Annotated in this window: 26 protein-coding genes; 18 read left to right on the top strand and 8 right to left on the bottom strand. The window is 40.3% G+C overall.

Annotated elements, in window-relative coordinates:
* Window positions 1-275: 275 nt before the first annotated feature.
* On the top strand, window positions 276-1289 hold the full coding sequence (gene adhP, locus AC0VX1_RS02430; protein ID WP_034306567.1) for an alcohol dehydrogenase AdhP: 1014 nt from the start codon (window positions 276-278) through the stop codon (window positions 1287-1289).
* 42 nt (window positions 1290-1331) lie between these two features.
* Here the strand turns inward: adhP and AC0VX1_RS02435 are convergent, their stop codons facing one another.
* The 3 genes from AC0VX1_RS02435 to AC0VX1_RS02445 are packed head-to-tail and all read right to left on the bottom strand — an operon-like array spanning window position 1332 to window position 5538.
* Window positions 1332-2759 carry a sigma-54-dependent transcriptional regulator gene (locus tag AC0VX1_RS02435; protein ID WP_034306018.1) on the bottom strand — a complete coding sequence of 476 codons (1428 nt, stop codon included), beginning with the start codon at window positions 2757-2759 and terminating at the stop codon, window positions 1332-1334.
* 4 nt (window positions 2760-2763) lie between these two features.
* Complete coding sequence (locus AC0VX1_RS02440; RefSeq protein ID WP_475469714.1) at window positions 2764-4377, bottom strand: GAF domain-containing sensor histidine kinase; 1614 nt, start codon at window positions 4375-4377, stop codon at window positions 2764-2766.
* 12 nt (window positions 4378-4389) lie between these two features.
* Window positions 4390-5538 (bottom strand): iron-containing alcohol dehydrogenase, encoded by a 1149-nt coding sequence (locus tag AC0VX1_RS02445; protein ID WP_413009523.1) that lies wholly within the window; start codon window positions 5536-5538, stop codon window positions 4390-4392.
* 271 nt (window positions 5539-5809) lie between these two features.
* Here AC0VX1_RS02445 and AC0VX1_RS02450 point away from each other — a divergent pair, with 271 nt between their 5' ends.
* The 13 genes from AC0VX1_RS02450 (at window position 5810) to AC0VX1_RS02510 (ending at window position 15307) form a co-directional block, all read left to right on the top strand.
* Window positions 5810-7213, top strand: coding sequence for a M28 family peptidase (locus AC0VX1_RS02450; RefSeq protein ID WP_475469716.1), 1404 nt, complete (start codon window positions 5810-5812; stop codon window positions 7211-7213).
* A 235-nt stretch (window positions 7214-7448) separates the two neighbouring features.
* Window positions 7449-7874, top strand: a complete 426-nt coding sequence (locus tag AC0VX1_RS02455) for a YwqH-like family protein (protein ID WP_063577498.1) — start codon at window positions 7449-7451, stop codon at window positions 7872-7874.
* Window positions 7874-8161: a YwqI/YxiC family protein gene (locus AC0VX1_RS02460; RefSeq protein ID WP_475469718.1), complete on the top strand. Its 288-nt coding sequence runs from the start codon at window positions 7874-7876 to the stop codon at window positions 8159-8161. Before AC0VX1_RS02455 ends, AC0VX1_RS02460 begins: the two co-directional genes overlap by 1 nt.
* Window positions 8158-10311, top strand: coding sequence for a T7SS effector LXG polymorphic toxin (locus tag AC0VX1_RS02465; RefSeq protein WP_475469720.1), 2154 nt, complete (start codon window positions 8158-8160; stop codon window positions 10309-10311). Before AC0VX1_RS02460 ends, AC0VX1_RS02465 begins: the two co-directional genes overlap by 4 nt.
* A gap of 9 nt (window positions 10312-10320) precedes the next feature.
* On the top strand, window positions 10321-11343 hold the full coding sequence (locus AC0VX1_RS02470) for an ADP-ribosylglycohydrolase family protein (protein WP_475469722.1): 1023 nt from the start codon (window positions 10321-10323) through the stop codon (window positions 11341-11343).
* A gap of 265 nt (window positions 11344-11608) precedes the next feature.
* A complete protein-coding gene (locus AC0VX1_RS02475) occupies window positions 11609-11875 on the top strand; it encodes a hypothetical protein (protein WP_475469724.1) in 267 nt (88 codons plus the stop codon).
* A 379-nt stretch (window positions 11876-12254) separates the two neighbouring features.
* Window positions 12255-12536, top strand: coding sequence for a hypothetical protein (locus AC0VX1_RS02480; RefSeq protein ID WP_475469726.1), 282 nt, complete (start codon window positions 12255-12257; stop codon window positions 12534-12536).
* 136 nt (window positions 12537-12672) lie between these two features.
* Window positions 12673-13098: a hypothetical protein gene (locus AC0VX1_RS02485; RefSeq protein ID WP_475469727.1), complete on the top strand. Its 426-nt coding sequence runs from the start codon at window positions 12673-12675 to the stop codon at window positions 13096-13098.
* Window positions 13099-13209: 111 nt separating this feature from the next.
* On the top strand, window positions 13210-13437 hold the full coding sequence (locus AC0VX1_RS02490; protein WP_230134370.1) for a hypothetical protein: 228 nt from the start codon (window positions 13210-13212) through the stop codon (window positions 13435-13437).
* Window positions 13438-13508: 71 nt separating this feature from the next.
* Window positions 13509-13994, top strand: coding sequence for a hypothetical protein (locus AC0VX1_RS02495; protein WP_063235277.1), 486 nt, complete (start codon window positions 13509-13511; stop codon window positions 13992-13994).
* A 595-nt stretch (window positions 13995-14589) separates the two neighbouring features.
* The gene (locus AC0VX1_RS02500; protein WP_475469729.1) at window positions 14590-14814 is read left to right on the top strand and encodes a hypothetical protein; all 225 of its coding nucleotides are present in this window, start codon (window positions 14590-14592) and stop codon (window positions 14812-14814) included.
* Window positions 14815-14839: 25 nt separating this feature from the next.
* The gene (locus tag AC0VX1_RS02505; protein WP_475469731.1) at window positions 14840-14971 is read left to right on the top strand and encodes a hypothetical protein; all 132 of its coding nucleotides are present in this window, start codon (window positions 14840-14842) and stop codon (window positions 14969-14971) included.
* Between the two features lie 144 nt (window positions 14972-15115).
* Entirely contained in the window at window positions 15116-15307 is a 192-nt protein-coding gene (locus AC0VX1_RS02510) for a hypothetical protein (RefSeq protein WP_413022650.1), read from the top strand.
* Between the two features lie 212 nt (window positions 15308-15519).
* On the opposite strand, the gene AC0VX1_RS02515 is transcribed toward AC0VX1_RS02510, so the two are convergent.
* Window positions 15520-16776, bottom strand: a complete 1257-nt coding sequence (locus AC0VX1_RS02515) for a DUF445 domain-containing protein (RefSeq protein WP_475469733.1) — start codon at window positions 16774-16776, stop codon at window positions 15520-15522.
* A 249-nt stretch (window positions 16777-17025) separates the two neighbouring features.
* Window positions 17026-18003, bottom strand: coding sequence for a bile acid:sodium symporter family protein (locus AC0VX1_RS02520; protein WP_034305980.1), 978 nt, complete (start codon window positions 18001-18003; stop codon window positions 17026-17028).
* Between the two features lie 320 nt (window positions 18004-18323).
* On the opposite strand from AC0VX1_RS02520, the gene AC0VX1_RS02525 reads away from it, so the two are divergent.
* The 4 genes from AC0VX1_RS02525 (at window position 18324) to AC0VX1_RS02540 (ending at window position 22257) form a co-directional block, all read left to right on the top strand.
* Window positions 18324-19001: a response regulator transcription factor gene (locus AC0VX1_RS02525; RefSeq protein ID WP_413022648.1), complete on the top strand. Its 678-nt coding sequence runs from the start codon at window positions 18324-18326 to the stop codon at window positions 18999-19001.
* Complete coding sequence (locus AC0VX1_RS02530) at window positions 18998-20377, top strand: sensor histidine kinase (protein ID WP_475469736.1); 1380 nt, start codon at window positions 18998-19000, stop codon at window positions 20375-20377. Before AC0VX1_RS02525 ends, AC0VX1_RS02530 begins: the two co-directional genes overlap by 4 nt.
* Before the next feature lie 99 nt (window positions 20378-20476).
* Window positions 20477-21583: an ABC transporter permease gene (locus tag AC0VX1_RS02535; RefSeq protein WP_106027508.1), complete on the top strand. Its 1107-nt coding sequence runs from the start codon at window positions 20477-20479 to the stop codon at window positions 21581-21583.
* Window positions 21580-22257 carry an ABC transporter ATP-binding protein gene (locus AC0VX1_RS02540; protein WP_475469738.1) on the top strand — a complete coding sequence of 226 codons (678 nt, stop codon included), beginning with the start codon at window positions 21580-21582 and terminating at the stop codon, window positions 22255-22257. Before AC0VX1_RS02535 ends, AC0VX1_RS02540 begins: the two co-directional genes overlap by 4 nt.
* Before the next feature lie 177 nt (window positions 22258-22434).
* Here AC0VX1_RS02540 and bioC read toward each other — a convergent pair whose 3' ends face one another.
* Genes bioC through bioF form a run of 3 tightly spaced genes read right to left on the bottom strand, consistent with a single transcriptional unit; the run spans window position 22435 to window position 25191 of the window.
* On the bottom strand, window positions 22435-23256 hold the full coding sequence (gene bioC / locus AC0VX1_RS02545) for a malonyl-ACP O-methyltransferase BioC (RefSeq protein WP_475469740.1): 822 nt from the start codon (window positions 23254-23256) through the stop codon (window positions 22435-22437).
* The gene (locus AC0VX1_RS02550; RefSeq protein ID WP_475469742.1) at window positions 23246-23995 is read right to left on the bottom strand and encodes an alpha/beta hydrolase; all 750 of its coding nucleotides are present in this window, start codon (window positions 23993-23995) and stop codon (window positions 23246-23248) included. Before AC0VX1_RS02550 ends, bioC begins: the two co-directional genes overlap by 11 nt.
* Complete coding sequence (gene bioF / locus AC0VX1_RS02555; protein WP_475469744.1) at window positions 23992-25191, bottom strand: 8-amino-7-oxononanoate synthase; 1200 nt, start codon at window positions 25189-25191, stop codon at window positions 23992-23994. The genes AC0VX1_RS02550 and bioF overlap by 4 nt, the downstream gene beginning before the upstream one ends.
* Window position 25192: the final 1 nt, after the last annotated feature.

The raw sequence follows: 25192 nt of genomic DNA on the forward strand, positions 1-25192 counted from the left end.
GTTTAGGCACCTCCTATTTATAGGGTGAACCATTTTTCTTGCAATATACAAACCGGATTTCGTCCAACTTGAGCCGTTAATTCGTCCAAATGGGCCGATCTTTCGGCACTTTTTTTTGTGAATGCTGTCGTCTTGGCCTTTTTGCAGTGGCATGGCACTTGCATCTTGTATAAGTAGTAGCAAGAAATAATATCCACTAGATTAAGGGAGGAATAGTAATCATGAATGTAAAACAAGGGGCAAGCACTGTAAATGCAAAACAACAGGTCAAGACAATGAAAGCGGCGGTCGTCAATGAATTTAACCAAAAACTTGAGATTAAGGAAGTACCGATTCCGGAATTGGAATATGGTGAGATATTAGTGAAAATTAAAGCCTGTGGCGTGTGTCATACCGATTTACATGCTGCACATGGTGATTGGCCAGTAAAACCCAAGCTTCCGCTTATCCCGGGACATGAGGGTGTGGGCATTATAGAAAAGGTGGCGGAAGGCGTAACTTCCTTGAAAGTGGGTGACCGTGTTGGGATCCCTTGGCTTTATTCGGCCTGCGGCGATTGTGAATATTGTCTGACCGGCAGGGAAACGCTTTGCCTGGATCAATTGAATGCAGGCTATTCCGTGGACGGCGGGTATGCGGAGTATTGTAAAGCACCAGCCAAGTATGTGGTGAAGGTTCCTGAAGGGCTTGACTTTGCGGAGGTATCACCGATTTTCTGTGCAGGTGTAACGACTTATAAGGCGCTTAAGGTATCAGAAGCAAAACCTGGCGATTGGGTAGCGATTTATGGAATTGGCGGATTGGGACATGTTGCCCTGCAATACGCAAAAGCGATGGGCTTTAATGTCATTGCTGTCGATATTCAAGATGATAAGCTTGATCTGGCAACGGAACTTGGGGCGGATTACACGGTTAATGGGCTTAAGACCGATCCTGTACAGGCCATTAAGGATAAGGTTGGCGGCGTGCAGGCATCCATTTCTGTGGCGGTTACGAAAAAAGCATTCGAACAGGCTTACAGTTCAGTCAAGAGAGGCGGCACACTTGTCGTAGTCGGATTGCCGAATGATGAACTTCCAATCCCGATTTTTGATACAGTGTTAAATGGGGTGACTGTAAAAGGGTCCATCGTCGGGACGAGAAAAGATTTACAGGAAGCTGTTCAATTTGCGGCTGAGGGTAAAGTCAGAACGAATATTGAAACAAGAAAGCTTGATGAAATCAATGACGTGTTTTCAATGATGGAAAACGGAGAAATCAACGGCCGCATCGTATTGACGCTAGAATAGGAACAGAGGAGGAAGCCCTGGAACGGGGCATCCTCCTTTTTATTATGTCTGGCTCTTCTCATTTAATATATAGCGCAATTTCCTTATGGATATTTGCAAGCGTTTGGCAGCTTCATTCCGGTTGCCGTAGGTTTTTTGCAGTGCCTGCATGACGAGCTCCTTTCCAATTGTTGATTGAAGCTGTTTGATTTCCGTAAGGATTTCTTCAAGCATCAGTTCATCCTTCTCATTAAAATCAGCCACCAGCCTTTTTCGCCACTCTTCAAGAAGGTTTTCTGTTGACTGTATCTCTGGTGACACATTTTTGTCAGGTGTGATCTGGCTGTTGGATAGTGAGATATCATTGGCTGTTATTACTGACTTATTGTCTGCAAGAGTTAGCGTGCGCAAGACCACATTAGATAGTTCGCGTATGTTGCCTGGCCAGTTGTATTGCTGTAATTTTTCAATGGCTTCATTGGAAAATGAGATATCTCCATGACCATTTCTCTCAACCAAGTGTCGGACAAGCAACGGAATATCCTCTTTTCGGCTCCTTAATGGCGGGATATCCAGAGTCACGACGTTCAGTCGGTAAAATAGGTCTTCCCGAAATTTATTCTTGTCCACTGCCTTTTGCAGGTTTTCATTGGAGGCCGCCACTAACCGGGCGTTCGTCCGTAATGTCACGCTGCTGCCAACCCGCATGAATTCCCGCGTTTCCAAAACCCGAAGCAATTTGACTTGAATGGCCGGACTTGCATCCGCAATTTCATCAAGGAAAAGCGTCCCGTTCCCAGCAATTTCGAAAAAACCCTTTCGCAGCTGGGTCGCTCCGGTGAAAGCGCCCTTTTCATGACCGAATAATTCGCTTTCAAGCAGGGATTCAGAGATCGCTCCGCAATTGATGCCGATAAAAGGTTCATGGTTTCGTGGGCTGGCTATGTGGATGAAGCGTGAAAGCACTTCTTTCCCGCTTCCGGTTTCTCCTTCGATTAATACATTGACGGATTTTTGGGCAACCTTGAAGGCCGTTTCAATCAAATTCTTCATTAAAGGACTTTCACCGACAATGAGTCCTGAATCCTCGGCAAGCTTATGGATGAAATGCTGGTTCAAAGCTTCATTTTCATTCAATAGGTTGTCAATCTGCCTTTCCAGTACTTCAATATCCACGAAGGGTTTTTCCATGTAATCACTCGCGCCGAGTTTCATGGCATCAACAGCGGTCTTGACGGTGCTGTATCCGGTCATGATCAGTACCTTGCAACGCGGCTGAAGTTGTTTTAGATGCTGCAGGAGGGAAAGCCCATCGCAATCCGGAAGCTTCAAATCTATCATTGCGACATCAAAACGCTGCTGATTCCAGTCGATTTCATGAAACTCCTTCCCGCTATTCACAACTTGTACGAGGTAACCTTTCATCGTAAAAAGGCGGGATAGAAAAGTCCCAACCTCTTTCTCATCGTCTACCACAAGTAAATGAATCACCTTATCATCCCCTTTCCTCTCCTTGTATAGGAAGCCTCAGAAAAAAAGTGCTTCCATGTCCTGGTGTGCTCAAAACATCGATCTTTCCGCCATGGTCCTTGGCGATGCCAAGGCTTACAGACAGCCCCAAACCTGTTCCCTTTTCACGGTCTTTAGTCGTATGAAAGGGATGGAATATGAAGGGAAGGCGTTCTTGTTCAATCCCCGTTCCGTTATCAGTCACCTGAACCACCATGAACTTGTTTTCTGAATAGGTAGCGATCGAAATCGATTTTTCCGTTTGCGCAGACTCATCCAATGCGTCCTTGGCATTCAATAGCAAGTTGATGATGATCTGTTCGATCTGCGGCTGGCTGCCCTTTATGAAAGGAAGGTCTTCCTGAAGGCTAAGATGGAGGGAGATTTGCTTCTTCCCAAGTTGGAACTTCAATAGGTTCAGAACCTGGTGAATGGCCTCGTTAATAGAGTAATAGTGGAACCTATACTCATCCTGCCTAGAAAAGGTAAGCAGGCTTTTCACGATTTGCCTGCATCGGTCCCCGCAAATCTTAATGTCGTCCAATAGCATATAATCCGGATTGTCCTGTGGGGTTTTCCGTAATAAAATTTGCGAGTTACCAAGAATGGCCGTTAATGGGCTGTTCAACTCATGGGCAATCCCAGCTGCCATTTCACCAATCGCCCCAAGTTTACCGGCATGTAATAGCTGGACTTCCATCTGTCTTCTTTCGGTGACATTTTTATAATAAGCAATGACCCCATATACTTGATGCTCCTTATTCTGAATCGGGTAAGCATGCATTTCCAAGATGGTATCATGCTGAAGGAGTATTTCCTGAAACCCTGGCTTATTAAATGAAAAGGTATCTTGAATCAGATTTTGAGATTTTTCAATTAAAGGAACCAAGTTGGAAAAGCCCCTGGCTGAATCATTGGATTGATAGACCGTTCCTTTGTGATCGAAGACGATGATCATATCTTCAACTGCCTTGAATGTATCCTCCCACTCCTGTTTGGAATGAAGAACTTCCTTATAAAGCTGGGCATTCTCCAAAGTTAACGCAAGCTGATTGGATAGTTGCTCAAGAAATTCGAGTTCATCTTCCTGCCATGTTTTCTTTTTCTTCCTGCCGAAAGTCCAAATTCCGATTTTTTTACTTTTTCCGTATAAAGGGACTAATAGAAGTGATTCGATCTCAAGGGATAATAGACGATCCTTTTCTGGGAAGTCCGGTAACTGGTTAACTTCCACCTGAATCGGCTGCTTTTCTTTCAAGGCCGATGAGAATTCCTGAAAAGGGTGTAACAGGTTTTTGGGATCCATTTCAAGATCGCAGTGACCATTAGGGCAGATGTGAAGCAGGGCAGGTTCTTCCTCATACAATATGACAAAATGACTGTCATCGAAGGTAATGAGCTGCTTAAGTTTTTCAATAACATTTCGGAGAATCTCTTGGATGTCGATTTCCATATTCATATTTTTTGTGATGTCATTCATGATTTCAAGCTGCACATTCTTCTTCTTCAGCTGATCCACGGTTTTCTTAAGTTCCGTGTAATACGTTTTTTTTGAAGATTTAACGCCTGTCATTAAATCTATCAATTCATGTTTGTTCATGCTTTTCACCTCTTATAGGGCTGTAAGAAGCAGCTGATTAATCTGTTCTAATGACATATCACGGGGGTTTGTGATCATACAGGCATCCTCAAGAGCGGTCATCCCTATGGGATCTATCATTTCTTTCGTAATGCCTACATCACTTAAACTCTTGGGAGCCCCTATATCCCGGGATAATTCCCTTACGAAGTGAATGGCAGCCATTCCTGCTTGCTGCTCCGTCAATGCCCGTGTATCGACGCCCATGATGTCTGCAATCTCGCTGAATCGCCTTGGTGAGGCAATTCGATTGAAATCCATGACATGGGGAAGGAGTATCGCATTGATTTCACCATGCGGAAGGAGGTACTTGCCGCCTATGGCATGTGAAATGGCATGGGCAGCACCCAAAATGGCATTGGAAAAAGCCAGTCCAGCCTGCAGGCTCGCCATCGCCATCGCTTTTTTTGCTTCCTCATTATGCCTGGATGCAACAGAGGGGCGTAAGTGGCGAGAAACGATGGAAAGCGCGTTTTTAGCTTGTACATCGGTCAAAGGTGTCGCAGCGATTGAAACATAGGATTCAATGGCGTGGGTTAAAACATCCATTCCGGTAGCTGCGGTCAAATCCGGTCCCAAGGTGGTTAAGGTAGCAGGATCGACTATTGCAATATCGGGAACGAGTGATTTTGAAATGATCGTCATTTTTTTCTCGCGGAATGAATCGACGATCACCGAAAACTGGGATACTTCCGAACCAGATCCTGCAGTGGTCATGATCATCACCATGGGTGGGAGGGGAGAGTGGACTTTATCAACACCTTCATAATCACTGATGATGCCGCCATTCGTTACTAAAAGGGCTACCCCTTTGGCAACATCCAAAGCACTGCCTCCGCCCAAGCCGATGATGGCATCACATTCTTGTTCTTTAAATGTCAAACAGCCAGCTTCGATCTCCCTGTCCTTCGGATTGGTCGTCATTTCAATGAAGGTAGCAAAAGCAAGGCCTGCATCTTGGCAGGATTCAATGACTTTATCCAACCAGCCAGCATTGGCCACCCCGGAGTCGCTTACGATCAGCGCCTTTTTGGCACCCAGCCGCAAGCAGGCCTCGCCAGCTTGTTCAATCGAACCTTTACCGAAAATCACTTCCGGCATCACGAATTTAGTTATCGACATCTTTGCGCCTTCTCCCTGTAAAAATTCAATATCTTCTGTATTATTTTCCCGAAAAAGTGCGAAAATCCTGTTTGGATTACAGGTATTTTTATATAATATGACAAAATATCGAATGGATAATGACTTTTGATGTAGGTTAAAACACCTGATAATTTCTTGTATTTGTAAATTCGGTACTTTAGACATGCATGAATAGGGATAAACCTACCTAGTTAGTATTTTCTATATATTGTAAAATCATGGTAGAAACTATTAAACTGGGAGGCAATCTATGAAAAAACAATTTCTGTCATTAACATTAATCACAGCATTGACACTCGGGACAGCCGGGACAACCACCGCTTTAGCAGCGCCGCATTCATCGCCGGTGATATCTGAGCCATCCACGGACAAGCAAGTCATTAAAAGAATCGATGCCGATAAAATCTACAAGAATATTGAATACCTCTCACAAACACCTCGGGTGGCCGGTACGGAATCTGAGTATAAAGCCGTCCAATTCATCAAAAAGCAATTCCAATCTTATGGCTATAAAGCCGATATCGAAGAGTTCAGTTTTTTATCTTATACAGACCCAAATCTGGTCGAGCTATCCGTTGCCGGATTTGATGGGGAAATCCAAGCGAATCATTTAACCTATTCAGTTAATGGGGACCTGTCCGGTGAAGTGGTATATGCCGGTTTAGGAACAAAAGAAGAGCTTGAGCAAACCGATGTTGCAGGGAAGATTGCCCTTATACAAAGAGGGAACCTCACTTTTGCAGAGAAAGTATTGAATGCAGCGGAAAAAGGGGCAACGGGAGTCATCCTATTCAATAATGCAGATGGGGAATTAAACGGGACACTCGGAGAGGATAATGACAAGTTTATACCATCCGTCACGATCACCAAAAAGGATGGAGAAGCCCTTTTGGAAAAATTGAATGAAGGAGTCAAATTGACAGCATCATTAAAAATTGAAGGTGCCCATTCCGGAGAAAAAACCTCTTATAATGTAGTGGCAACGAAAAAAGCAACAAAGAACAATAAAGCAAAAAAGAGCGATATCATTTATATTACCGGACATCATGATTCCGTCGCGGGGGCACCCGGAGCGAACGATGATGCATCTGGAACATCCGTCACCCTCGAACTTGCCCGTGTTCTGAAGAATCTTCCTACAGATACGGAAATTCGCTTCGTCACCTTTGGGGCAGAGGAAAATGGATTGTTGGGTTCGCAGCATTATGTGGACAATCTCCCTGATGATGATATCAAGCGGACCATTTCCAATTTCAATCTCGATATGGTAGGAAGCAAGGATGCCGGAGATTTGGTCATTTTGACTAATGATGGAGAAACGAACCTTGTAACCGAGCTGGCCCAGTCATCAAGTACAAGACTGAATGGTGAGCCGACTCCATATGGACAAGGCGGCAGAAGTGACCATGTGTCATTTGCTGAGGCTGGAATACCCGCTGCTTTATTCATCCACAGTCCATCAGAACCTTGGTATCATACTCCTGATGATACCATTGATAAAATCTCAAAAGAAAAGCTTCAAGATGTTGCTGGAATTGTCGGCACAGCTGTCTATGACCAAGCAAAAATCGAAGCTAAAAAACCTGATTTCAATCATAAAAAAGGGAAAAAGGTGAAAGTTCCGCATTTATTTGGCGAAAAGGAATTCAAATAATGCAGTAAATATTCAGAGGGTGCAGCCTGCACCCTTTCTTTATGTTTAAAAATGGAAATGCGAGGGTAAAAAGTCTAATTTGGAATTGGAGCGTGCGGGCTGAATTTCCTAATTTCGTAGCATAAATAGCTTATTTATCCCTATTTAACTCTAAGACTATAATCCTTATAATAAAAATTATGAAAAATATGACAGTCTACATAATGAGAATAGTATGTTTGAGGTGATTTTTTAGGTGTATGCAAATTCATTGAGTGAAATTCACTCTGCCCTCTCTAGTAAAACTTCCGATGTGAATGAAAAAATCAATCGTTTGGAGCAGGCAAAAAGACAAATCAAAGAAGAACAGAATGCTTGTCTTGGGGAAATAGCTAAAATTAAAAACCCGGACTTGGCAAAAAGCTGGACGGGAAACCGGGCAGAAGACTTTCAAGATGCCCGCAGTGATGCATACAAGGCAATGTCAACGATCATTCATGATGATTATGATGACTATCAAGAGAAAATCGACGGTAAAATCATGATGCTTAATATAGAGAAAAAGGCTCTGAGTGCAGCAGGTACGATAGCACATGAAGCGGATGTTCTTTTAGGCAAAGGAGAAGCCGTCATAGATCAATTGGAAAGCAAAATATCATATTTAAAAGGGTGGTTGTTTTAATGACGACAATCAAACTGAATCATCCTGCCGTAACGAAGCAAGTCGATCAAGTGAAGACGGCACTTGGTACAGTCGCGCTTGGAAATTTGCCGGCAGGCGAGCTTGGCAACAATAAATTGGAATTCACCTCGAAATGGATCGATCGCGAAACGAACCTGGAGAAGGTCTTTGAGCAATATATCAAAATCGTCCAGAAAAATGTGGAAGATACCCGTGCCAACATTGACTTATTAAAAGAACAGGATGAAGCCATCGCCCATACGTCTTCACATGGGTATCAGCGATGAAGATATTTGAAGCCGAGACATTGACGGCCGCAACCAAGTCGCGCGCCAAGCAATATGAAGAACTAAAGAAGGAAGTCACAGCCCTGAAAAAGGAATTTCAGGGCATTGTCGGCATGGATGACGAGTTCCAGGGAGCCGGTGCTACCGCCATCAAAAGCTTCTATGAAGCACAAATCGAGGTGGCGGACGCCTGGATGGAATTATTCACAACCCAGATCAGTTTTTTGGAAGGCATACCGGCCAATCTGGAAGAAGCGGACCTCTCCGGAAATACGGTGGTCGAGGTCCCCTTTTTAGATGGCGAAGTCTCAAACGGCATCAACCAAGCGAAGTCGCTTGTTGATCAACAAGCGAACGACCTTCAAAGGATCCTGAATAGCATTGACGATATCCTGCCTCTTGATATGTTCAACCAAAAGGACTTTAATGAAAAAATCACGCTGGCCGGACACAGGCTGGATGACACCGTGACAAAGGTCGAGAATGTCGACCGGCAATTGGTCGAGGAATATGATGTGTCCATCGGACAGGAAAACGTCGCCGTTGGCCTCTTCCGTGCCTTGCTTGATGCCACCAAGCAGGACGGCAACATCTCGCCGATGACATTCAACCAATCGGCATTCAAGAGCAGTGACGTCTATCAAGTAAAGGATGAAGTCGCCGGTCAGATGAAAGACTATCAGTCCTTCAAAAAGGAACAAGCAGAAGCCCGGAAAATCGAACAGGAAATGGAAGAACTCGAAAATCGTCCATGGTACGAAAAGGCCTGGGATACGACAAAAACCTTTACAGGGGAATTCACGGGATATTATGATTCAATCAGGGCCTCGACCGGAGTCGATCCAGTAACGGGCCGCAAGCTGTCCGATGCCGAACGAATCGCCGCCGGTGCCATGGCCGCCGCTGGATTCATCCCCGTCGTCGGCTGGGCCGGACGGGCCATCAAAGGCGGCAACGCCATCTACAAAACGGCCAAAGGACTCAATGCAGCGAACCACGCGCTCGATGCCTATAAAACGACAAAAGGCTTTAGCCTCCTCCAGAAAGCCGAATACGGGATATACGGGCTCCTCGCAGCCAACGGCCTCGGTGAAGCAGCCACAGGCAAAGACATGTTCGGCAACCAGCTAACCGAGGAACAGCGCCAGAACGGCCTGTTGATGGCACTCGGAATCGGCGGTGTGGCAGGTGCGGCGAAGGTCGCTGATAAAGTAGCGAGTAGTACAAAGTTCATCCCTTACAGCAAGGAATTTGCGCAAAAGCAGGTTCAGAAGGTTCAAGCCATCATCAGCGGTATGGGCAAAGCCACATATGAAAATGTGATAAAGGTGGGCAAAGCCACCGGGCAGGTTGCTAAAACAACCGGCCGCTTCATTGCTAATGAAACAAAAAACTTTAAGGAAATTGCCGTATCTCATGGGAAAGCCGCTGGCCGGGCTATTGGTGAAATCAAAATGCCTGTTCTCAGACAATCCCTTCAACCTGCTGGGCATAATATGGTTGGACTTGAAACCGATTCAGTAAAAGTGAAGGAGCTCGTGCAGAAATTTAGTGTTAGAGGTGGGGCCAGTGAAGCACCCCCTAAATTTAGTAATATACCCGAAGCTCATGAATGGGGAGAAGCGTACTACTCTAAGTGGTTAGATTCCTTGACCGAAAGAGAAAAGGCAGCTATTAAACAATACACAGGAAATGATTACCAATATATTAATAAATATTTGAGAGGAATTGATAATTCTTTATATGGAATAGATAAGCAGGTTATTAATGATATTAAAATTGGCCTGAATAAAGCAGCAGTTCCACATGATATGCAGGTCTTTAGAGGAACTGACCTCACGCCATTAGAAAGTATTTTAAAAATAGACGACCATGGTAATATAGATTTGGGTTCATTAATAGGAAAGACTTTTAAGGATGAAGCATTTGTGAGTACTGCGATTGTAAAAGAGTCATCATTTGATTATAAACAGGTTTCTTGGACTATAAATGTTCCAAAAGGAGCGAACGCTGCTTATGTTGGGAAAATTAGTGAATTTCCTGATGAGGCCGAGTTGCTTTTAAATGCTGGTCAAGAATTACTTATCAAAGAAGCCAATGAGGATGCGTATGGTAAGCTGCATCTTGTATTAGACTTAAATAAAAAGTAGGTGTAAAGAATGACAGGCAGAAGAATGGTAGACAGATGGGAAGACGATAACAAGATTTTTATGAGTTTAGCCATTAAGAAAAGATTATTACCGAGTATGTATGGCAGTATTATCGGAGACATGCTGGGTGTTCCTGTTGAATTTAAAAAAAGAGGGACTTTCACTATTAATGATATATCGGGATATGGAACCTATAATCAGCCGCCAGGCACCTGGTCGGATGATACTTCGTTAACGTTATGTTTAATTGAAAACTTAATTGAAAAAGGCGATTCAGCGGAGCTCATGCAAAAATTCGTTCAGTATATGGAATCTGGCTATTGGACACCACATCATGAAATGTTCGATATTGGCAGAACGACCAGTGAAGCCATAATTAAGTTTAAAAATGGAGCCCCAGCTCCAGAATGTGGCGGAAATGCCATGTTTGATAATGGAAATGGGGCGTTGATGAGGGTCGCTCCAGTAGCATTTATCCTTATTAATAACTTTAATTTCATTGAAAAAATCCAAACCATTAAAAAGTATACGGAAGTAACACATGCACATCCGCGTTCTGTGGTAGGTTCCATTATTTATGTCGAGTTTTTACTTAGACTTTATTATAATAATTCTCCTGAAGATGCAATAAGACAAACAAAAAAACTTTTTGATGAGAATTTTGATAAAGATCATATATACCAAAAAGAGCTGCAATCCTATTCAAGGATTTTTGAGGAAGATTTCTTTTCATTACCACAAGAAGAAATTCAGTCAGATGGTTATGTCGTTCATACGTTGGAAGCAGCCATTTGGTGTTTAGGAAATTCAAATTCGTTTAGCGATGCCGTTTTAACAGCAGTGAATCTAGGGGATGATACGGATACAGTAGGTGCCATTACAGGGACAATGGCAGGTATGTACTATAAAATGGACGACATTCCTAAAGAATGGCTTGAGAAAATCATCAGAAAAGAAGATATTGATGAATTAATCAACCAATTCCATAGTTTTTGTGCAGATAAAGCCATTAAAGAAAAGTATGGGGCTTGATGTAAATCCCCAATATGAACAAAAAAACTCCTGTGAAATTCCTTTATAGGAGTTTTTTTTATGTCCAGAGTCCAGTTTATGCGATGTTAAACGGAAAGCAAGCAGTTTGAATTGGGTGATGGGAAATTAAATAATGGAGTGAGTGGGAAAATGCTAAGAAAAGGTGAGTATACGATCTATAATGGCAGAGAGTATAGATTCATAGAATCTGATAAAGTGGAAGCTATTGAATTAATTAGGGCGAGCAGATAGGAAGATGAAATTAATGGATAAGAAAAAGCAGTTAATCGATCAAATAAAAGTTGTGATAAATAATCTTGAAAATGATTATTATAATGAAATTACAAGGGGCGTGTTACAACTTATATATAAAAGATATAAGGACGCATTGGATGTATTGGAAAATAATGAAGATATAAGAGAATTAAATATTATTGGCGGCGTAAGGGCTTATATGGATAGTTATAAAGACTATCTAAATCCGTTATTAGGAGAATTACATAAAGCTGAAAAATTAAATAGAGAATTATGATAAAAATAGTTGTTATAAAAAATTAACTAGAGTTAGCTTTATGCCTTAACCTAGACCTTGATTGTCTTATATGTCTTTCAAGTTTTTTATGTTTTATACAATTAATGTTTAATAAGTCTCATATTTGAATCAATAGCTCATGTTGTTAAGATGACGTAAGAGATTTGTTGCAGTAACATTTAAATAATTCTAAATGCAAATATAAGTCCAGTAGTAAAAAAAGGAAAACAGTTTTTTGTGTCTGGATGATAGAAAGTTAAGTACTGGAGTGGAGAATGATAAGAAAAGGCGAGCATACTATCTATAATGGGAAAGAGTATAGGTTTATTGAACTGAAAGCGAGGGCTTTATAGTACTAAAAAGCAATAATAAGGAAGACATGAATTATGGATTTACCCATTATAAAGATAATATTTATACAAAAGTTATTTCCTTAAATGAAGTAGAAAAACTATTTTTAATTCATTCTTTTGCAAAATATAAAGGAGAGTTGTTTGGAGCTTCTAATGGCGAGAATGGAATAATTCTTCTAGCAACTCCTCATTTAAAACTCGCCGAAAAGTATGGATTTGAACGTACAGATAAATATCTTTATTCTAAAAATGTAAATTTAGATGAAGTTGAAATAATAGAAGAACGAAAACCGTTTTCGTTAGATTAGATTATATATAAATCAATAAAACATATATAGAGAAAAAAGAGGCTCCTAGTGTTACTAAACAATTTCAAATTAACTAAAGCTGAACATATTGAAGCGTTAGGAAATGTTGATTTATTTTTGAGATGGGGATTCGATAATGAATAACTTGAATAATGGAATATTGACAATAGAGGGAATTGAAGTAAAACAAGATACAAATTTGGATTTTTTGGAGAAGTCATTTGTAACAAATCCTAATTTTGAGGTTAGGAAAAGGCAGTCTGATGAAGCAGCAACAGTTGGATCTTTAAGGCCTATACAATTGGGAAGCAAAAAATTTTCTGTTAGAATTTCTTTCGAAAAAAACATAATACAAGGAATACGCTTAAAAGTTAGTGATCCATCCATTAACCAATGGGACTATGAAGAAAAACTTTCGCAGCATGGCGAATGGCTTACAGAGCAAATTGGGTATCCAGAAGGTATATTGTCTGAAAATCTATTTGAATGGGGTAAGATTACGCAATGGTATGATCCAAGGTCATGTGATGCAGGAATAAGCATATTATATTTTAAAAGATAAAAAGAAAAAGGTGTATATCTGAATCGTGTAAGAAGATAACTCGGATTATATATTTCTTGAGGTTAAGTATATAAAAGAAAATGTACATAATTAGACGGGAAGGGAATTAATTTGAAAAAGTTGGAATTGGAGAAATTATTAATTAAAGATAATGTTCCAAAAAATCTATATAGCCTTAATGGTGGACTACCTAATGAGGTACTTTGCTTAAATAAAAGAGATAATATTTTGGAAGTCTATTATAGTGAACGTGGGTTGAAATCAAATTTAAAGAAATTTGATACAGAAGATGATGCATGTGAATATTTTTATAAAACAGTTTTGGAACTTCTGAATTAATATTCATTCTTCAATACAAGTGACATTATAAAATATTAAATAAGATCAAGTTAGACGAGGTGAAGCTAAAGGTGAAATATGCCATATATAATCATAAGGATTACCTCTTGAATATCCGTAACGACAGGTTAAGACTAAGAACCCATGAACCTGAACAAGGATTTCGTGAACTTGTTGATCAAACAGGGAATATGACAAATCTGTTTATCAAGGATGTGACTAAAGAGGAAGTTGATTTAGTTTATGAACTAAAGTTTTTGGTAGCTTACAAAGGTAAAGAGTTTGAGCCATATTCATTGGGCAGGCATATCTTGGATGAAAATGAGATTTCGTTATTTAGTATGGATAGTAATGATGTAGACTGCTATGGATTCGAAAAGCAAGAGCAATTTGTTTTTAAAAAGGACGTGCCTCTTGACGACATAGAAGCGATTATTGAGATGAAAAAACCAATATTAATATTTGAAGATTTACCTGAAAGTAGGAAGGTTATACCAAGGGGAGAAACTAGAGACTTTATAATGAAGCTGGATAGTTTATACAATGGAAATTCCTAAAGAACTAATATAAATAAGGGTCTAGCGGGCTTATCAAGCTGGAATCTATTCAGGTGGAGAGAATCAAATTTTTGTGTCGGAACCTTGGGAAGTAAGTATTTAAAAGTGGTGGATGAAGTTCCAATAAAATGACTGTATTATGGGGGATAAACTTGGAGCAAACATTATTAGTTATTAAAGATGCTTATGTTCGTTTGGTGAAAATATTAACAAAAGAAAAAAAGATTTAGAACATATAATACGATAAGCTAAAGCCTCAATTGAGTTGATTGAAATATGCTTATTGGATTGTGAATCAGCAGAGCAATATCGTAAAACTATGATGGAATTGAGTAGCATCTATCGTGAGATAGATAAACCTAGAGTGGGTTTATCTGATTATTTTATTTGGGATGATAACTATGACAAGAGAATCGTTGCTAATAACGAATTAGATGGAATAAAAGATATTTTATTAAAAGAATTTAAAAGGGACATTTAATTTTATCATGAGTATTTCCCGCTAATAAAAGACTTTAACATAAGTTGAAATGATTGTTTCCAGATGAATGAATGCAATCTAATTTTGATGATAAATACTTATCTGGAGGAACCTATGATAAGAAAAGGAAAGTATGCAATACATAATGGTAGCGATTATAGTTTAAGTCTACTGGAAGATAAGTCTATAAGGTTAATTCGTAATAAATATGTTGATCTAACTCAAGGTTTCAAACATTTAGATGAAAATATCTATATAAAAAATGTTTCTGTAGAAGAGGTAGATTTATTTAAGATAAATTCAAAGGCAATATATAAGGGAGGTGTTTCCAGCATCTGAAGAAAGAAGAACTGGAAAAGTATTGTTGGATACAACAAACACTGAACTTGCTAAAAGGATGGGTTTTGAACGGACAGATAAATATATGTACTCTAAATCTGTAAAATGGGATGAAGTGGAGATATTCGAGGAGAGGAAACCCTATACATTAGATTAATTTCCTGATTTAAAGTGCCTACATAAAGTAAAAACGGATATTTCTTCAAAAAGTGGGTATTAAGAATTAAGCGGTCTTTCATTTAATATCTAGCACTAAGTTTTCTTTATGTTGAATAAGGAGAATTTGGTGGGAGGTGATTAAATGAGGAAAGCCTATGGTATAAAAAGTTTGATGATTTACCTTGAGTCGGTAAATTATCCAATTACCGAAGAGGAAATCGATGATCTAATATTGAATAAAAAGATCCCTCATCTCAGACCCATCGATAATTTGTTGATTTTTAATTTAGATCATATTGATGGCTGGCTTAGTGGTAAGCAATCCACCCCTTAGTTAATTGAAGCCTTGCTTTAAGTGGAGCTTTGATTTATATGTGTACCTGTAATCTAAGTCTATTGTGCAAACATGTTAATATGAAAAAGGAAAAGCTAGCCGAGGTGTTTCATGAAAACCTTGGCTGGCTTTTTATTTATCTCTTCATTTTCAGAAAAACGAATCAGTCCCAGTTGATTTGGTAGCGACAGTATTCTGCCGTTATGCCTGGATTATAATAGCCTAAGCAGAGCCTGTGCACCTGTTAGGATAAGCCCTATGATAAAACCGCAGACCGCCCCGTTCACCCGAATCCACTGCAAGTCTTTTCCTACACCGTTTTCCATCATATCAATCAGCGTTTCGTTGTCTAGCTTATCTAAATTTTCTTGTACAAGATTGCCGATTTGCGTATGATTTTTTTCAATGAGAACAGTAATTTGTTTCTGTATCCATTGATCGATGCGGGTGCTATTTTCCTTAATATTGTCCAGTATATGATGAATCATTGGAGTCAGGTAAGTATCCATGAAATGTTCATCTTCGACGAAATCCAATGCTTCTTGTTGAATTTGTTTTAGGCTTCCCTTTATTGTCGCCTCAGGCTCCCATTTTGTCAGAAGTTGATTTTTCCATTTCTCAACTCCTTCTAACAGTTCCCGGTTATGGTTAATGCCTTGTATCTCTTTCCTGATATATAAGATTAAAGCCTCTCTATTTGGTTCTTTCTCGTTTTGTAAATTATTTACGACACTTAATAGCAGGTTTTGGATGATATTCCCAAGTTTCTCTTCGTTAAGTAGACTTTGAATGGACTTAACGGCGAACTGAAGCATACCTTCCAGTTCAATCTTGCTGAGTACATCCATGGAAACAGTGCCAAGTCGGTGACTGGTTTCTTTTTTTCCTAACCAATCTTCAGCTTTTTTCAAAACATGATCCAAAGCCTTCTTATCAAACTCTTCGTTAAGTAACTCCGAACTTACTAAATGTAGAATCTTGCTCATGTCTATGCCAGAAAGTGATGTTTTAATTTTTTTTGCAACGAAAGGCGTAATCTTTTCTATATCTATATAACCAATCATTTGCTTGATTAGTTTAATCAGGACTTTTCTAAAGGTATCACTTTGAATCTCTTTTCCTAAAATAGGGATCAATTTTTCAGTAAAAGGAATATGTTTTACTTTGTCCTGAATGCTTTCCTTAGAAAGCCAGTCGTTTTTTAGCATCGAAACAAGTGCATTTGTCATTCTTTTACGATTGTTGGGCAAAAGGGCTGTATGGGGGATTGGTAATCCAAGCGGATGGCGGAATAATGCAGTGACTGCAAACCAATCTGCCAATCCGCCGACTAAACCAGCCTCAAACCCTCCATGTAATAAATCTAAAGGCAATGTACCTTGAAATGGAGTGGTTGCAATATAACCCGCCCCCATGATAATTAGTGAATATCTAGCTATTTTTCTTGAAGATTTTATTTTTGGTGACATTATATTCCCTCATCCTTAAAATGATAGTCAATTACTATAACCCGAATCATTAGCAAATTTTATAACTTACTTTCATCTAGTAGTATAGCAGGTAGTACAAAAAAATAACCACAACAAGGCAGTAAGTTCATTATTTTTGGGCATTGAATATTGTCATTTTCCCTTGAATGTTCAATATTCTGATGGTTAATTCACAAAAAAAAACCGATCTATTCAATCGGCTTTTTTTATTGATTCATCTCCAACTTATTATGATGCGTCTGTTTTTATCGAATTATTTTTATCGGTGCCTACATTTTTTTTATCTTTCATGAGACTGAAGATATAGGCCAGAACGGAACCTGATATGTTATGCCAAACACTGAAAATGGCACTAGGAACAGCGGCCAAAGGCGAGAAGTGGGCTGTTGCTATGGCTACACCTAAACCAGAGTTCTGCATACCGACCTCCATTGCAACAGCTTTCTGTTTAGCTAAATCCATCCCGCATAAACGAGCAAAGAAGAAGCCGAGTAAAAAACCAAGAACATTATGAAGAACGACTACTGCAAAAATCAGCAAACCTGTTTTAGCCAGCTGATCTTGGCTGCCAGCTACTACGGCAGATACGATCAGAACGATGGAAATGACAGATACTAGAGGTAAAGCCTTTGCACCGGCCTCTGCCTGTTTTCCGAAAAACTTTTTAACAAGAAATCCTAGTATCAGTGGGATAATCACCACTTGAATGATCGAAATGAATAATGACCCGATACTGATGTTGACCCATTTACTTGCCAAGAGCAGAATAAGCAGGGGCGTTACGATAGGCGCTAGAATAGTGGAAACAGAAGCAATGGCAACTGCAAGCGCAACATTTCCTCTCGCAAGAAACACCATGACATTTGAAGCCGTTCCACTAGGGCAACATCCTACCAAAATAACACCAACAGCGACTTCTTTGGGCAAATCGAACCCTATTGCTAATCCGAATGCCAATAAGGGCATAATGATAAAATGACCTGCTACCCCTAGTGCGACCTCTTTCGGCCGTCGAAATACTTCTTTAAAATCCGCTGCTGATAATGTAAGTCCCATGCCAAACATGACAATTCCTAGTAATGGAACAATATAGTCTCCAATCCATATAAACTGATTAGGTAAGATATACGCAATAACTGCAAATAAAATGACCCATAAGGTAAACGTTTTACCAGCAAATCCGCTGATTTTCTCTACTACTCCCATAGTGACCTCCTAGATGTTTTAAAATAAAACAATTATAATTTATATTCAGAATATTTAAAACCCTTTTAGGCAATAAAAATATCAATAGGGCTGAACTAGTGTGAATATGACGGTTCACTATAGGAAAAAAGCGGACAGGGTTTTAAGATTCTGTTCGTTTTTTTACTTATCTTTTAATAAAAATAAGAGAGTGCTGTATATTAGTGGCAAACTAGTTTATAAGGAACCGGAAATTGAATTAGTATTTGTTGTTTTACAGGTTTAATTATTGCTATTGTATGTTTAGCCAGGGCTATAAAAGAAGTGGAGATGTGGTTTCTTTGATACATATATTAATTGCGGATGATGATCGGCATATTCGGGAGTTGCTTAAATTTCACTTGGAAAAGGAAGGGTACATGGTATCGGAAGCGAAGGACGGTAATGAAGCTTCCTTATTACTGGAGAAGGAACGGATACATCTGGCTGTTGTCGATATAATGATGCCGTATAAAAACGGACTGGATCTTTGTAAGGAAATCCGGGATCAATATGATCTGCCCGTCATTTTATTGACAGCTAAAGATCAACTTATCGATAAGGAAAAGGGGTACTTTGCGGGTACGGATGATTACCTCGTGAAGCCATTTGAGCCAAGGGAACTTCTATTTCGGATAAAAGCGCTATTGCGAAGATACCGTATGGTGAATTCTGAATCCATCTCATTGAATCAAACGGTGATTGACCGTAAAAGTTACGAAGTGCGAATAAAGGGGAATACGCTGCTCCTGCCGCTTAAGGAATTTGAGCTGCTGGCTCAGCTGGGAAGTTTTCCTGATCAGGTCTTTACGCGTGAGCAGCTTATCGAACTGGTTTGGGGTGCTGATTTTGCAGGGGATGATCGCACGGTTGATGTCCATATTAAACGGTTGAGGGAACGTTTTGCAGGCCGGACCGATGACTTTGTCATAACGACTGTCCGTGGCTTAGGTTATAAAGTGGAGGTCAACAAGAAGTGAAAACACTTTATTTCAGGATAGTTATTCAAACCATTTTGATCATGGTGCTTGCCAGTGTCATCGCTTTTTTAATTTCCAATGTCTATTATCATCAGGTTCAAAAACCCAACAATGGTGAGAAGATAAGCAAAGTCGCAAGTGAGATCGTCTCCTTATATGAGGAGAATCCTGATCAGGATATTGATGCGTATTTAACCCATATTGCAGGATTGCACTATCAAATGTATCTATTTAATGAGCAGGGTGAAGGAACTTTATATGGTGAGCCGTTTCGTGAAACGAATTTGGACCGCGACATGATTTCCGAAGTTTTGAATGGGAATACCTATCAAGGGATCGCCAATTATAATAATGGGTTATTTATTACGGGTTTTTTTGAAGATGTATTAATTAATAGCATTGGGGTCCCGATGAACGTGAATGGTGAAAAGCATGCATTGTTTGTAAGGCCCAATATAGAGCTGCAATTTGGTGAATTTCGCTTTTTCCTTGCAGTTTTGCTCGTACTGACGCTCCTACTTAGTTTTTTATTTGTGATCATTAATACGCGTTTCATCGTTAAGCCGATTACGAAATTAACGGAAGCTACAAAAAGAATCGCCGATGGGGATTATAGTAGTGAATTGAATGTCACCCGAAGCGATGAAATAGGGGACTTGGCACAGCACTTCTCGAAAATGACTCAAAGCATACAGCGGTTGGATGATATGAGGCAGGAATTCGTATCGAATGTATCTCATGAAATTCAATCTCCGCTTGCATCCATCCAAGGTTTTTCTCAAACCCTTCAATCGGAGGAATTAACAAAAGAACAAAGAAATCAGTACTTATCCATCATTGAAAAAGAAAGCAGGCGCATGTCGTCGTTAAGCAAACAGCTGCTCATGCTTGCTTCGTTGGATAAAGAAGAAGATCCGCTGCAAAGGTCAAATTTTGATTTAGCGCAGCAAATCCGGCAGGTGTTGTTCATGCTGGAATGGAATTGGCGGGAAAAGGATATGGTGATCGAAATGGATTTGCCGTCCACCGCCATTTCTGCAGATGAGAAACTTTTAAATCAAGTTTGGACGAATTTGATAACCAATAGCATTAAATACTCGGAAACCGGCAGTTCAATCCATATTCGGATTAAAAGTATAGGCAGTACTGTTGAAGTGATGATCGCGGATACGGGCATTGGAATTCCAGAAGAAGACCTCCCTTATATCCTTGATCGCTTTTATAAAGTCGACAAAGTGAGGAACAGAAGTGAAACAGGCAGCGGATTAGGACTTTCGATCACGAAGAAGACGGTTGAACTTCATGGAGGAACGATTGAAGTCCAAAGTGAACTTGGTAAAGGGACCACTTTTTATATACGGCTGCCCCTTATGTAATCAGTTGTTCATCTTCCATTCATATTGAGTGTTTACAATCGAGTCATACCGATTGAAGCAGGACTTGATTGGTAAACAAAAGAAAAGGGAGATGAAATGATGTTTTTGGCAATGCGTGAACTAAAGCATTCAAAGTTACGTTATCTGCTGATTGGACTGATCATGGTATTGGTCGCTTTGCTTGTTTTTATCATTTCAGGATTAGCTAATGGACTTTCATCAGATAATGCTTCATCCATACAAAACATGAAAGCCGACTATTTCGTCATGGAGCATGACTCTAAAAATAAATTGAATCGATCGATCATATCGATGGAAAAGCTTGATGAAATCCGGGCTATATCGGATGTTAAAGCAGCCGAAGGGCTGGGGCAAATGATGATCACATTGAATAAAATCGGATCATCGGAGAAAACGGATGCCACGATTTTTGCGACCGATGCCAGTGGGATTTTAGCACCAAAGGTCATAGAAGGAACGAGCTATGACAATAAGAAACAAGGTGAAGTCGTTGCAGATCGTTCTTTAAAAGAAGTCGGTTATAAATTGGGTGATTCACTTAAAGATGACCTATCAGGTAAGGTTTTCACCATTGTTGGTTTTACTGAAAAGCAGTCTTACAGCCATACACCGGCAGTTTACATGAATGTTAAGGGGTGGCAGGAGATTAATCCTGGATTGAAAAATCAAGGTAAAGACTCAATCAGCGCAATAGCCGTGCAAATGGATTCGAAGTCAGAAGAGAATGTACGTGAATCATTGCCTGAAGGTGTAACGCTCATTTCGAAAGAAGAATCACTTCAGAGTATACCAGGGTTCAAAGAGGAACAGGGGACATTGACGATGATGATTGCCTTTTTGTTTGTCATTGCAGCTTTCGTTTTGGCCGTATTCTTTTATGTGATTACTTTGCAGAAGACGAATCAATTTGGAGTCCTTAAAGCACTGGGGGCCAATACGGGCTACCTGGCAAAAAGCATCGTTGGTCAAGTAATGCTGCTTGCCGTGACATGCATAGCCATCAGTGTTGCCCTGACATTCGGCGTCACTTTAATCATGCCAGAAGGAATGCCATTTGAATTGAGTGCCGATTTGGTCATTAAATATTCCGTATTACTTTTGGCTGTATCCGTATTGGGTTCGCTGCTATCCCTATACCGAGTAGCGAAGATAGACGCGATCGAAGCAATAGGGAGGGTATCATGATGGGGGATAAACTATTATTTGAAAACGTCAGTAAGGTTTATGGGGAAGGCGATAATAAGGTGAAAGCCCTTGATGATATTTCCCTGAATGTGAGAGCGGGGGAATTCGTCGCCATCGTCGGTCCTTCAGGTTCAGGAAAAAGTACTTTTCTTTCGATAGCAGGTGCGTTACTATCCCCGAGCAAAGGCCGCTTACTGCTGAATGGTGAGGATATTACAACACTATCCCCAAAAGAATTGACTCGGGTGCGCCTTGAAAAGATCGGGTTTGTATTCCAATCGTCGAATCTTGTGCCATATCTCTCCGTACGAGATCAGCTTCTGCTGCTGTCCGAATTGATCGGCAAGCGAGATAAAACAACTGTGAAAAAAGCGGACGAATTGCTTAGCCACCTTGGACTTGGACATCGGACAAATCACCTGCCAGAAGCACTGTCGGGCGGTGAGCGGCAGCGTGTAGCCATCGCCCGTTCGCTGATGAATGATCCAGAAATCATTTTAGCGGATGAACCAACCGCAAGTCTTGATTCCAAAAGAGGCAGGGATGTTGTTGAAATGCTTGCACATGAGGTGAAATCAAGAAATAAAGCGGCCATCATGGTAACGCATGATGAAAGAATGTTGGATTTATGTGATCGAGTGGTCAATATTACGGATGGCAAGGTATTTGGATGAAGTTATACGTAAAAAGTCCGCCGCCTCTCCAAAGGAATTAGGAGTGGCGGCGGACTGAATTGCTTGAAGGGGATGGTTAACCGACAGTAAGCGGATGGAATACAAGTCGTTACTTTATATAAACGATTTGCGATTATGTATAATACTTTGCTTCTATCCCAGTTGGTTATCTTCGGATCATTCATGTTTTTTTATTTTAAAGAACAAGCAGTGATAGGTTGCTTTCACACCTGAATCATTTCGGAATTCTGTGTCGTATATGTTGATTAACTCTCGAAAAAAGGAAGGGCGCTGGCAGTAGTTTTCTTTGTTGCTGTTAGCAGCGCCAATCTTTTTGATTGAAGTGAAAAATTCACGAACTGTCTGAAAGTACTCCAGTTCAAGCTTTTCTATTTTTGTAATCTCGATTGGAGCTGCTGCTGAATAGGGGATTGCTGCTTCGCAAACTTGGGATAATTCTTCCAGAGTGTAAAACGTTTGACCTGGTGAACTATCCATGGAAAGTTGAAGCTTCTCTTTCGCTTGTTCATATGAACTATGAAGCTCTTGAAAGGTATCTATTCCAAACGTTGAAAATATCAGGCTTCCTTCCACCGTCAATCGTGTAAAAAGTTTTTCAAAGGTTGCAGGAAGATCATTCAGCCATTGAAACGTTGCATTGGAAATAATCAAGTCGTAATTTTCATTTAGCGCCATTTCTTCGATGTCCGTACATAAAAATGTAACACGGTCTTCCTTTGTTAATTCTTTTGCCACTTCAACCATACCGGGTGCCAAATCAACAGCCGTAATGGCGGCATTAGGGAATGTTTTGACGAGTAACCTGGTTAAGTAACCGGTGCCGCAGCCGATTTCAAGAATATTGATTTTATGATTGGTGTTTTTTTGAGGAAGCAAATCCACTAATTGCTTTGCCATGTTTTTTTGAACATTGGCATACGCATCATATGTTTGCGCGTGTTCACTGAATCGCTTGCTTAACAATCGTTTATCTATCATGAACGTACTCCTTTTGAATAAATGTTTTTATATGCTCCATACATTCCTCTGGTTTTGTGAAAAATGGAATATGACCAGTACCTTCGATAATACGAACCTCGGCTTTCCCACCCAAATTCTCTTTAATGAAAGATGAAGCTTCAAGTGGACAAATTTTGTCTTCCCTCCCATGAAGCATTAAAAAGGGGACTTCAATCCGGTCGAGTCTTGCTCGAGCATCTTTCTGAAGTAAATAATCCAATCCAATCAGAAGCGAAAACACATCATCTCCATGAAACTCGCTTTGAATGATCTTGGTGAATTGATGATAAAAACCTGCTTCTTTTTCAGCATCGGAAAACATCGCTTCATAGAAGGAAGTCAAAGTCTTATCTTTATTGCGCGGCAGTTGTTTCTTCATGCGCTCGACCATTCGCGGATCCCAGCCAACTGAATAATTTTCCCCTGTAGTGAACCGACTTGTTGCGCCAAAAAGGATAAAACCTTTTATTCTTTCTCGAAAAGAACTTGAGAGTTCAAGTGATACTAGTGATCCTAATGACCAGCCCAATAAATAAACAGGACCATCGATGGAAGCGATTGTGTTTATGACCCGTTCTTCAAAGTCATTTAGTGCCTTCATATCTCTCCAATTTATAAATGAAAGGTGAAATAGTTCTGACAGCGGTTTGATTAACGGTTGAAACGCCTCTTTTTCCATTCCCCAGCCAGGAAGCACGACTAAATTCGGCTGCTTCATTCAACAACACCCATTTCTTTTCCAATGATCGAAACTTTTTGAACTGCCCAATCAAGATCTTTTTTATCGTGGAGAGCCGTTACGGTAAACCGGATTCTCGCTTCATTTTCAGGAACGGTCGGCGGCCTGACAGCAATAGCGGCAATTCCTTCTTTTTGCAAACGTGCAGCAAATTCCATCGCTTTTTCGTTTTCCCCGATGACGATAGGAACAATTTGTGATCGGCTTCCGCAAATGTTAAACCCGTAATTTGTGAGTTCTTTTCTAAAGTATTCTGAATGTGTTTGGAGCAGTGAGCGGCGTTCTGGTTCTTGCTGTACAAGTTCAATCGCTGTTTTTATAGCACCGAGTATGGCAGGGGGAAGTGCAGTTGAATAGATGAATCCGCGCATGCGATTTTTTAAATAGTCGATGAGCCATTCTTTCCCGACAACATAGGCCCCGAATGAACCAAGCGCTTTACTGAATGTTCCCATATGGATATCTATTTTATTTTGAAGATGGAGATGACCGGCATAGCCTTCACCGTTTTTACCGTAAATGCCGCTTCCATGTGCTTCATCTGTCATTAACATTGCGTTATAACGTTCCTTTAATCGAACTAGGTCTTCTAGGTAAGCGAAGTCACCATCCATGCTGAAGACCGTATCCGTCACGATTAATTTACGTGCTTCAATCGGTGATTTTTTCAAAAATGCTTCTAAATGATCTAAATCATTATGACGATAGCGTACATGCTTTGCTTTGCTTAAAAGAGCTCCATCGACAATGCTTGCATGATTCAATTTATCGCTATAAATAATATCGTTACGGGACAGCAGGGTGGAGATTATTCCAAGGTTCGCGTTATAACCACTGTTGATGATGAGTCCTGCTTCGGCCTTCTTCCAATTGACAAGAGCTTGTTCCGCCTGCTCGTAAAGAGGATGATTGCCAACAATTAAACGTGAAGCCGTTGCTCCTGCACCATATGTATGTACGGCATCAACCATAGCCGTTTTCAGCCGCTCATCTCCTGCATATCCCAAATAGTTATTGGAAGCTAGATTAAGCATCCTGCACCCGTTGATCGTAAGCCAAGGCTGCTCGGCACATACGGTAGATATGAGTTCGCGCTTTTGCGAAATCTCTTCTAAATGAGCCAGTTCTTTTTTTATTTTTTCTTCCCAACAAAGTAAACGTTTTTCACTGTGCATG

It is taken from the genome of Peribacillus sp. QJM3NY_7 (genome assembly GCF_056173225.1).

What these genes read in the sequence shown, in the direction of transcription:
- AC0VX1_RS02535 (WP_106027508.1), top strand. Translation starts at nt 20,477, where the DNA reads ATGTTTTTGGCAATGCGTGAACTAAAGCATTCAAAGTTACGTTATCTG.
- AC0VX1_RS02460 (WP_475469718.1), top strand. Translation starts at nt 7,874, where the DNA reads ATGACGACAATCAAACTGAATCATCCTGCCGTAACGAAGCAAGTCGAT.
- AC0VX1_RS02470 (WP_475469722.1), top strand. Translation starts at nt 10,321, where the DNA reads ATGACAGGCAGAAGAATGGTAGACAGATGGGAAGACGATAACAAGATT.
- AC0VX1_RS02485 (WP_475469727.1), top strand. Translation starts at nt 12,673, where the DNA reads ATGAATAACTTGAATAATGGAATATTGACAATAGAGGGAATTGAAGTA.
- AC0VX1_RS02540 (WP_475469738.1), top strand. Translation starts at nt 21,580, where the DNA reads ATGATGGGGGATAAACTATTATTTGAAAACGTCAGTAAGGTTTATGGG.
- bioF (WP_475469744.1), bottom strand. Translation starts at nt 25,191, where the DNA reads ATGCACAGTGAAAAACGTTTACTTTGTTGGGAAGAAAAAATAAAAAAA.
- AC0VX1_RS02520 (WP_034305980.1), bottom strand. Translation starts at nt 18,003, where the DNA reads ATGGGAGTAGTAGAGAAAATCAGCGGATTTGCTGGTAAAACGTTTACC.
- AC0VX1_RS02480 (WP_475469726.1), top strand. Translation starts at nt 12,255, where the DNA reads ATGAATTATGGATTTACCCATTATAAAGATAATATTTATACAAAAGTT.
- AC0VX1_RS02550 (WP_475469742.1), bottom strand. Translation starts at nt 23,995, where the DNA reads ATGAAGCAGCCGAATTTAGTCGTGCTTCCTGGCTGGGGAATGGAAAAA.
- AC0VX1_RS02465 (WP_475469720.1), top strand. Translation starts at nt 8,158, where the DNA reads ATGAAGATATTTGAAGCCGAGACATTGACGGCCGCAACCAAGTCGCGC.
- AC0VX1_RS02510 (WP_413022650.1), top strand. Translation starts at nt 15,116, where the DNA reads ATGAGGAAAGCCTATGGTATAAAAAGTTTGATGATTTACCTTGAGTCG.
- AC0VX1_RS02450 (WP_475469716.1), top strand. Translation starts at nt 5,810, where the DNA reads ATGAAAAAACAATTTCTGTCATTAACATTAATCACAGCATTGACACTC.
- AC0VX1_RS02500 (WP_475469729.1), top strand. Translation starts at nt 14,590, where the DNA reads ATGATAAGAAAAGGAAAGTATGCAATACATAATGGTAGCGATTATAGT.
- adhP (WP_034306567.1), top strand. Translation starts at nt 276, where the DNA reads ATGAAAGCGGCGGTCGTCAATGAATTTAACCAAAAACTTGAGATTAAG.
- bioC (WP_475469740.1), bottom strand. Translation starts at nt 23,256, where the DNA reads ATGATAGATAAACGATTGTTAAGCAAGCGATTCAGTGAACACGCGCAA.
- AC0VX1_RS02475 (WP_475469724.1), top strand. Translation starts at nt 11,609, where the DNA reads ATGGATAAGAAAAAGCAGTTAATCGATCAAATAAAAGTTGTGATAAAT.
- AC0VX1_RS02515 (WP_475469733.1), bottom strand. Translation starts at nt 16,776, where the DNA reads ATGTCACCAAAAATAAAATCTTCAAGAAAAATAGCTAGATATTCACTA.
- AC0VX1_RS02445 (WP_413009523.1), bottom strand. Translation starts at nt 5,538, where the DNA reads ATGTCGATAACTAAATTCGTGATGCCGGAAGTGATTTTCGGTAAAGGT.
- AC0VX1_RS02440 (WP_475469714.1), bottom strand. Translation starts at nt 4,377, where the DNA reads ATGAACAAACATGAATTGATAGATTTAATGACAGGCGTTAAATCTTCA.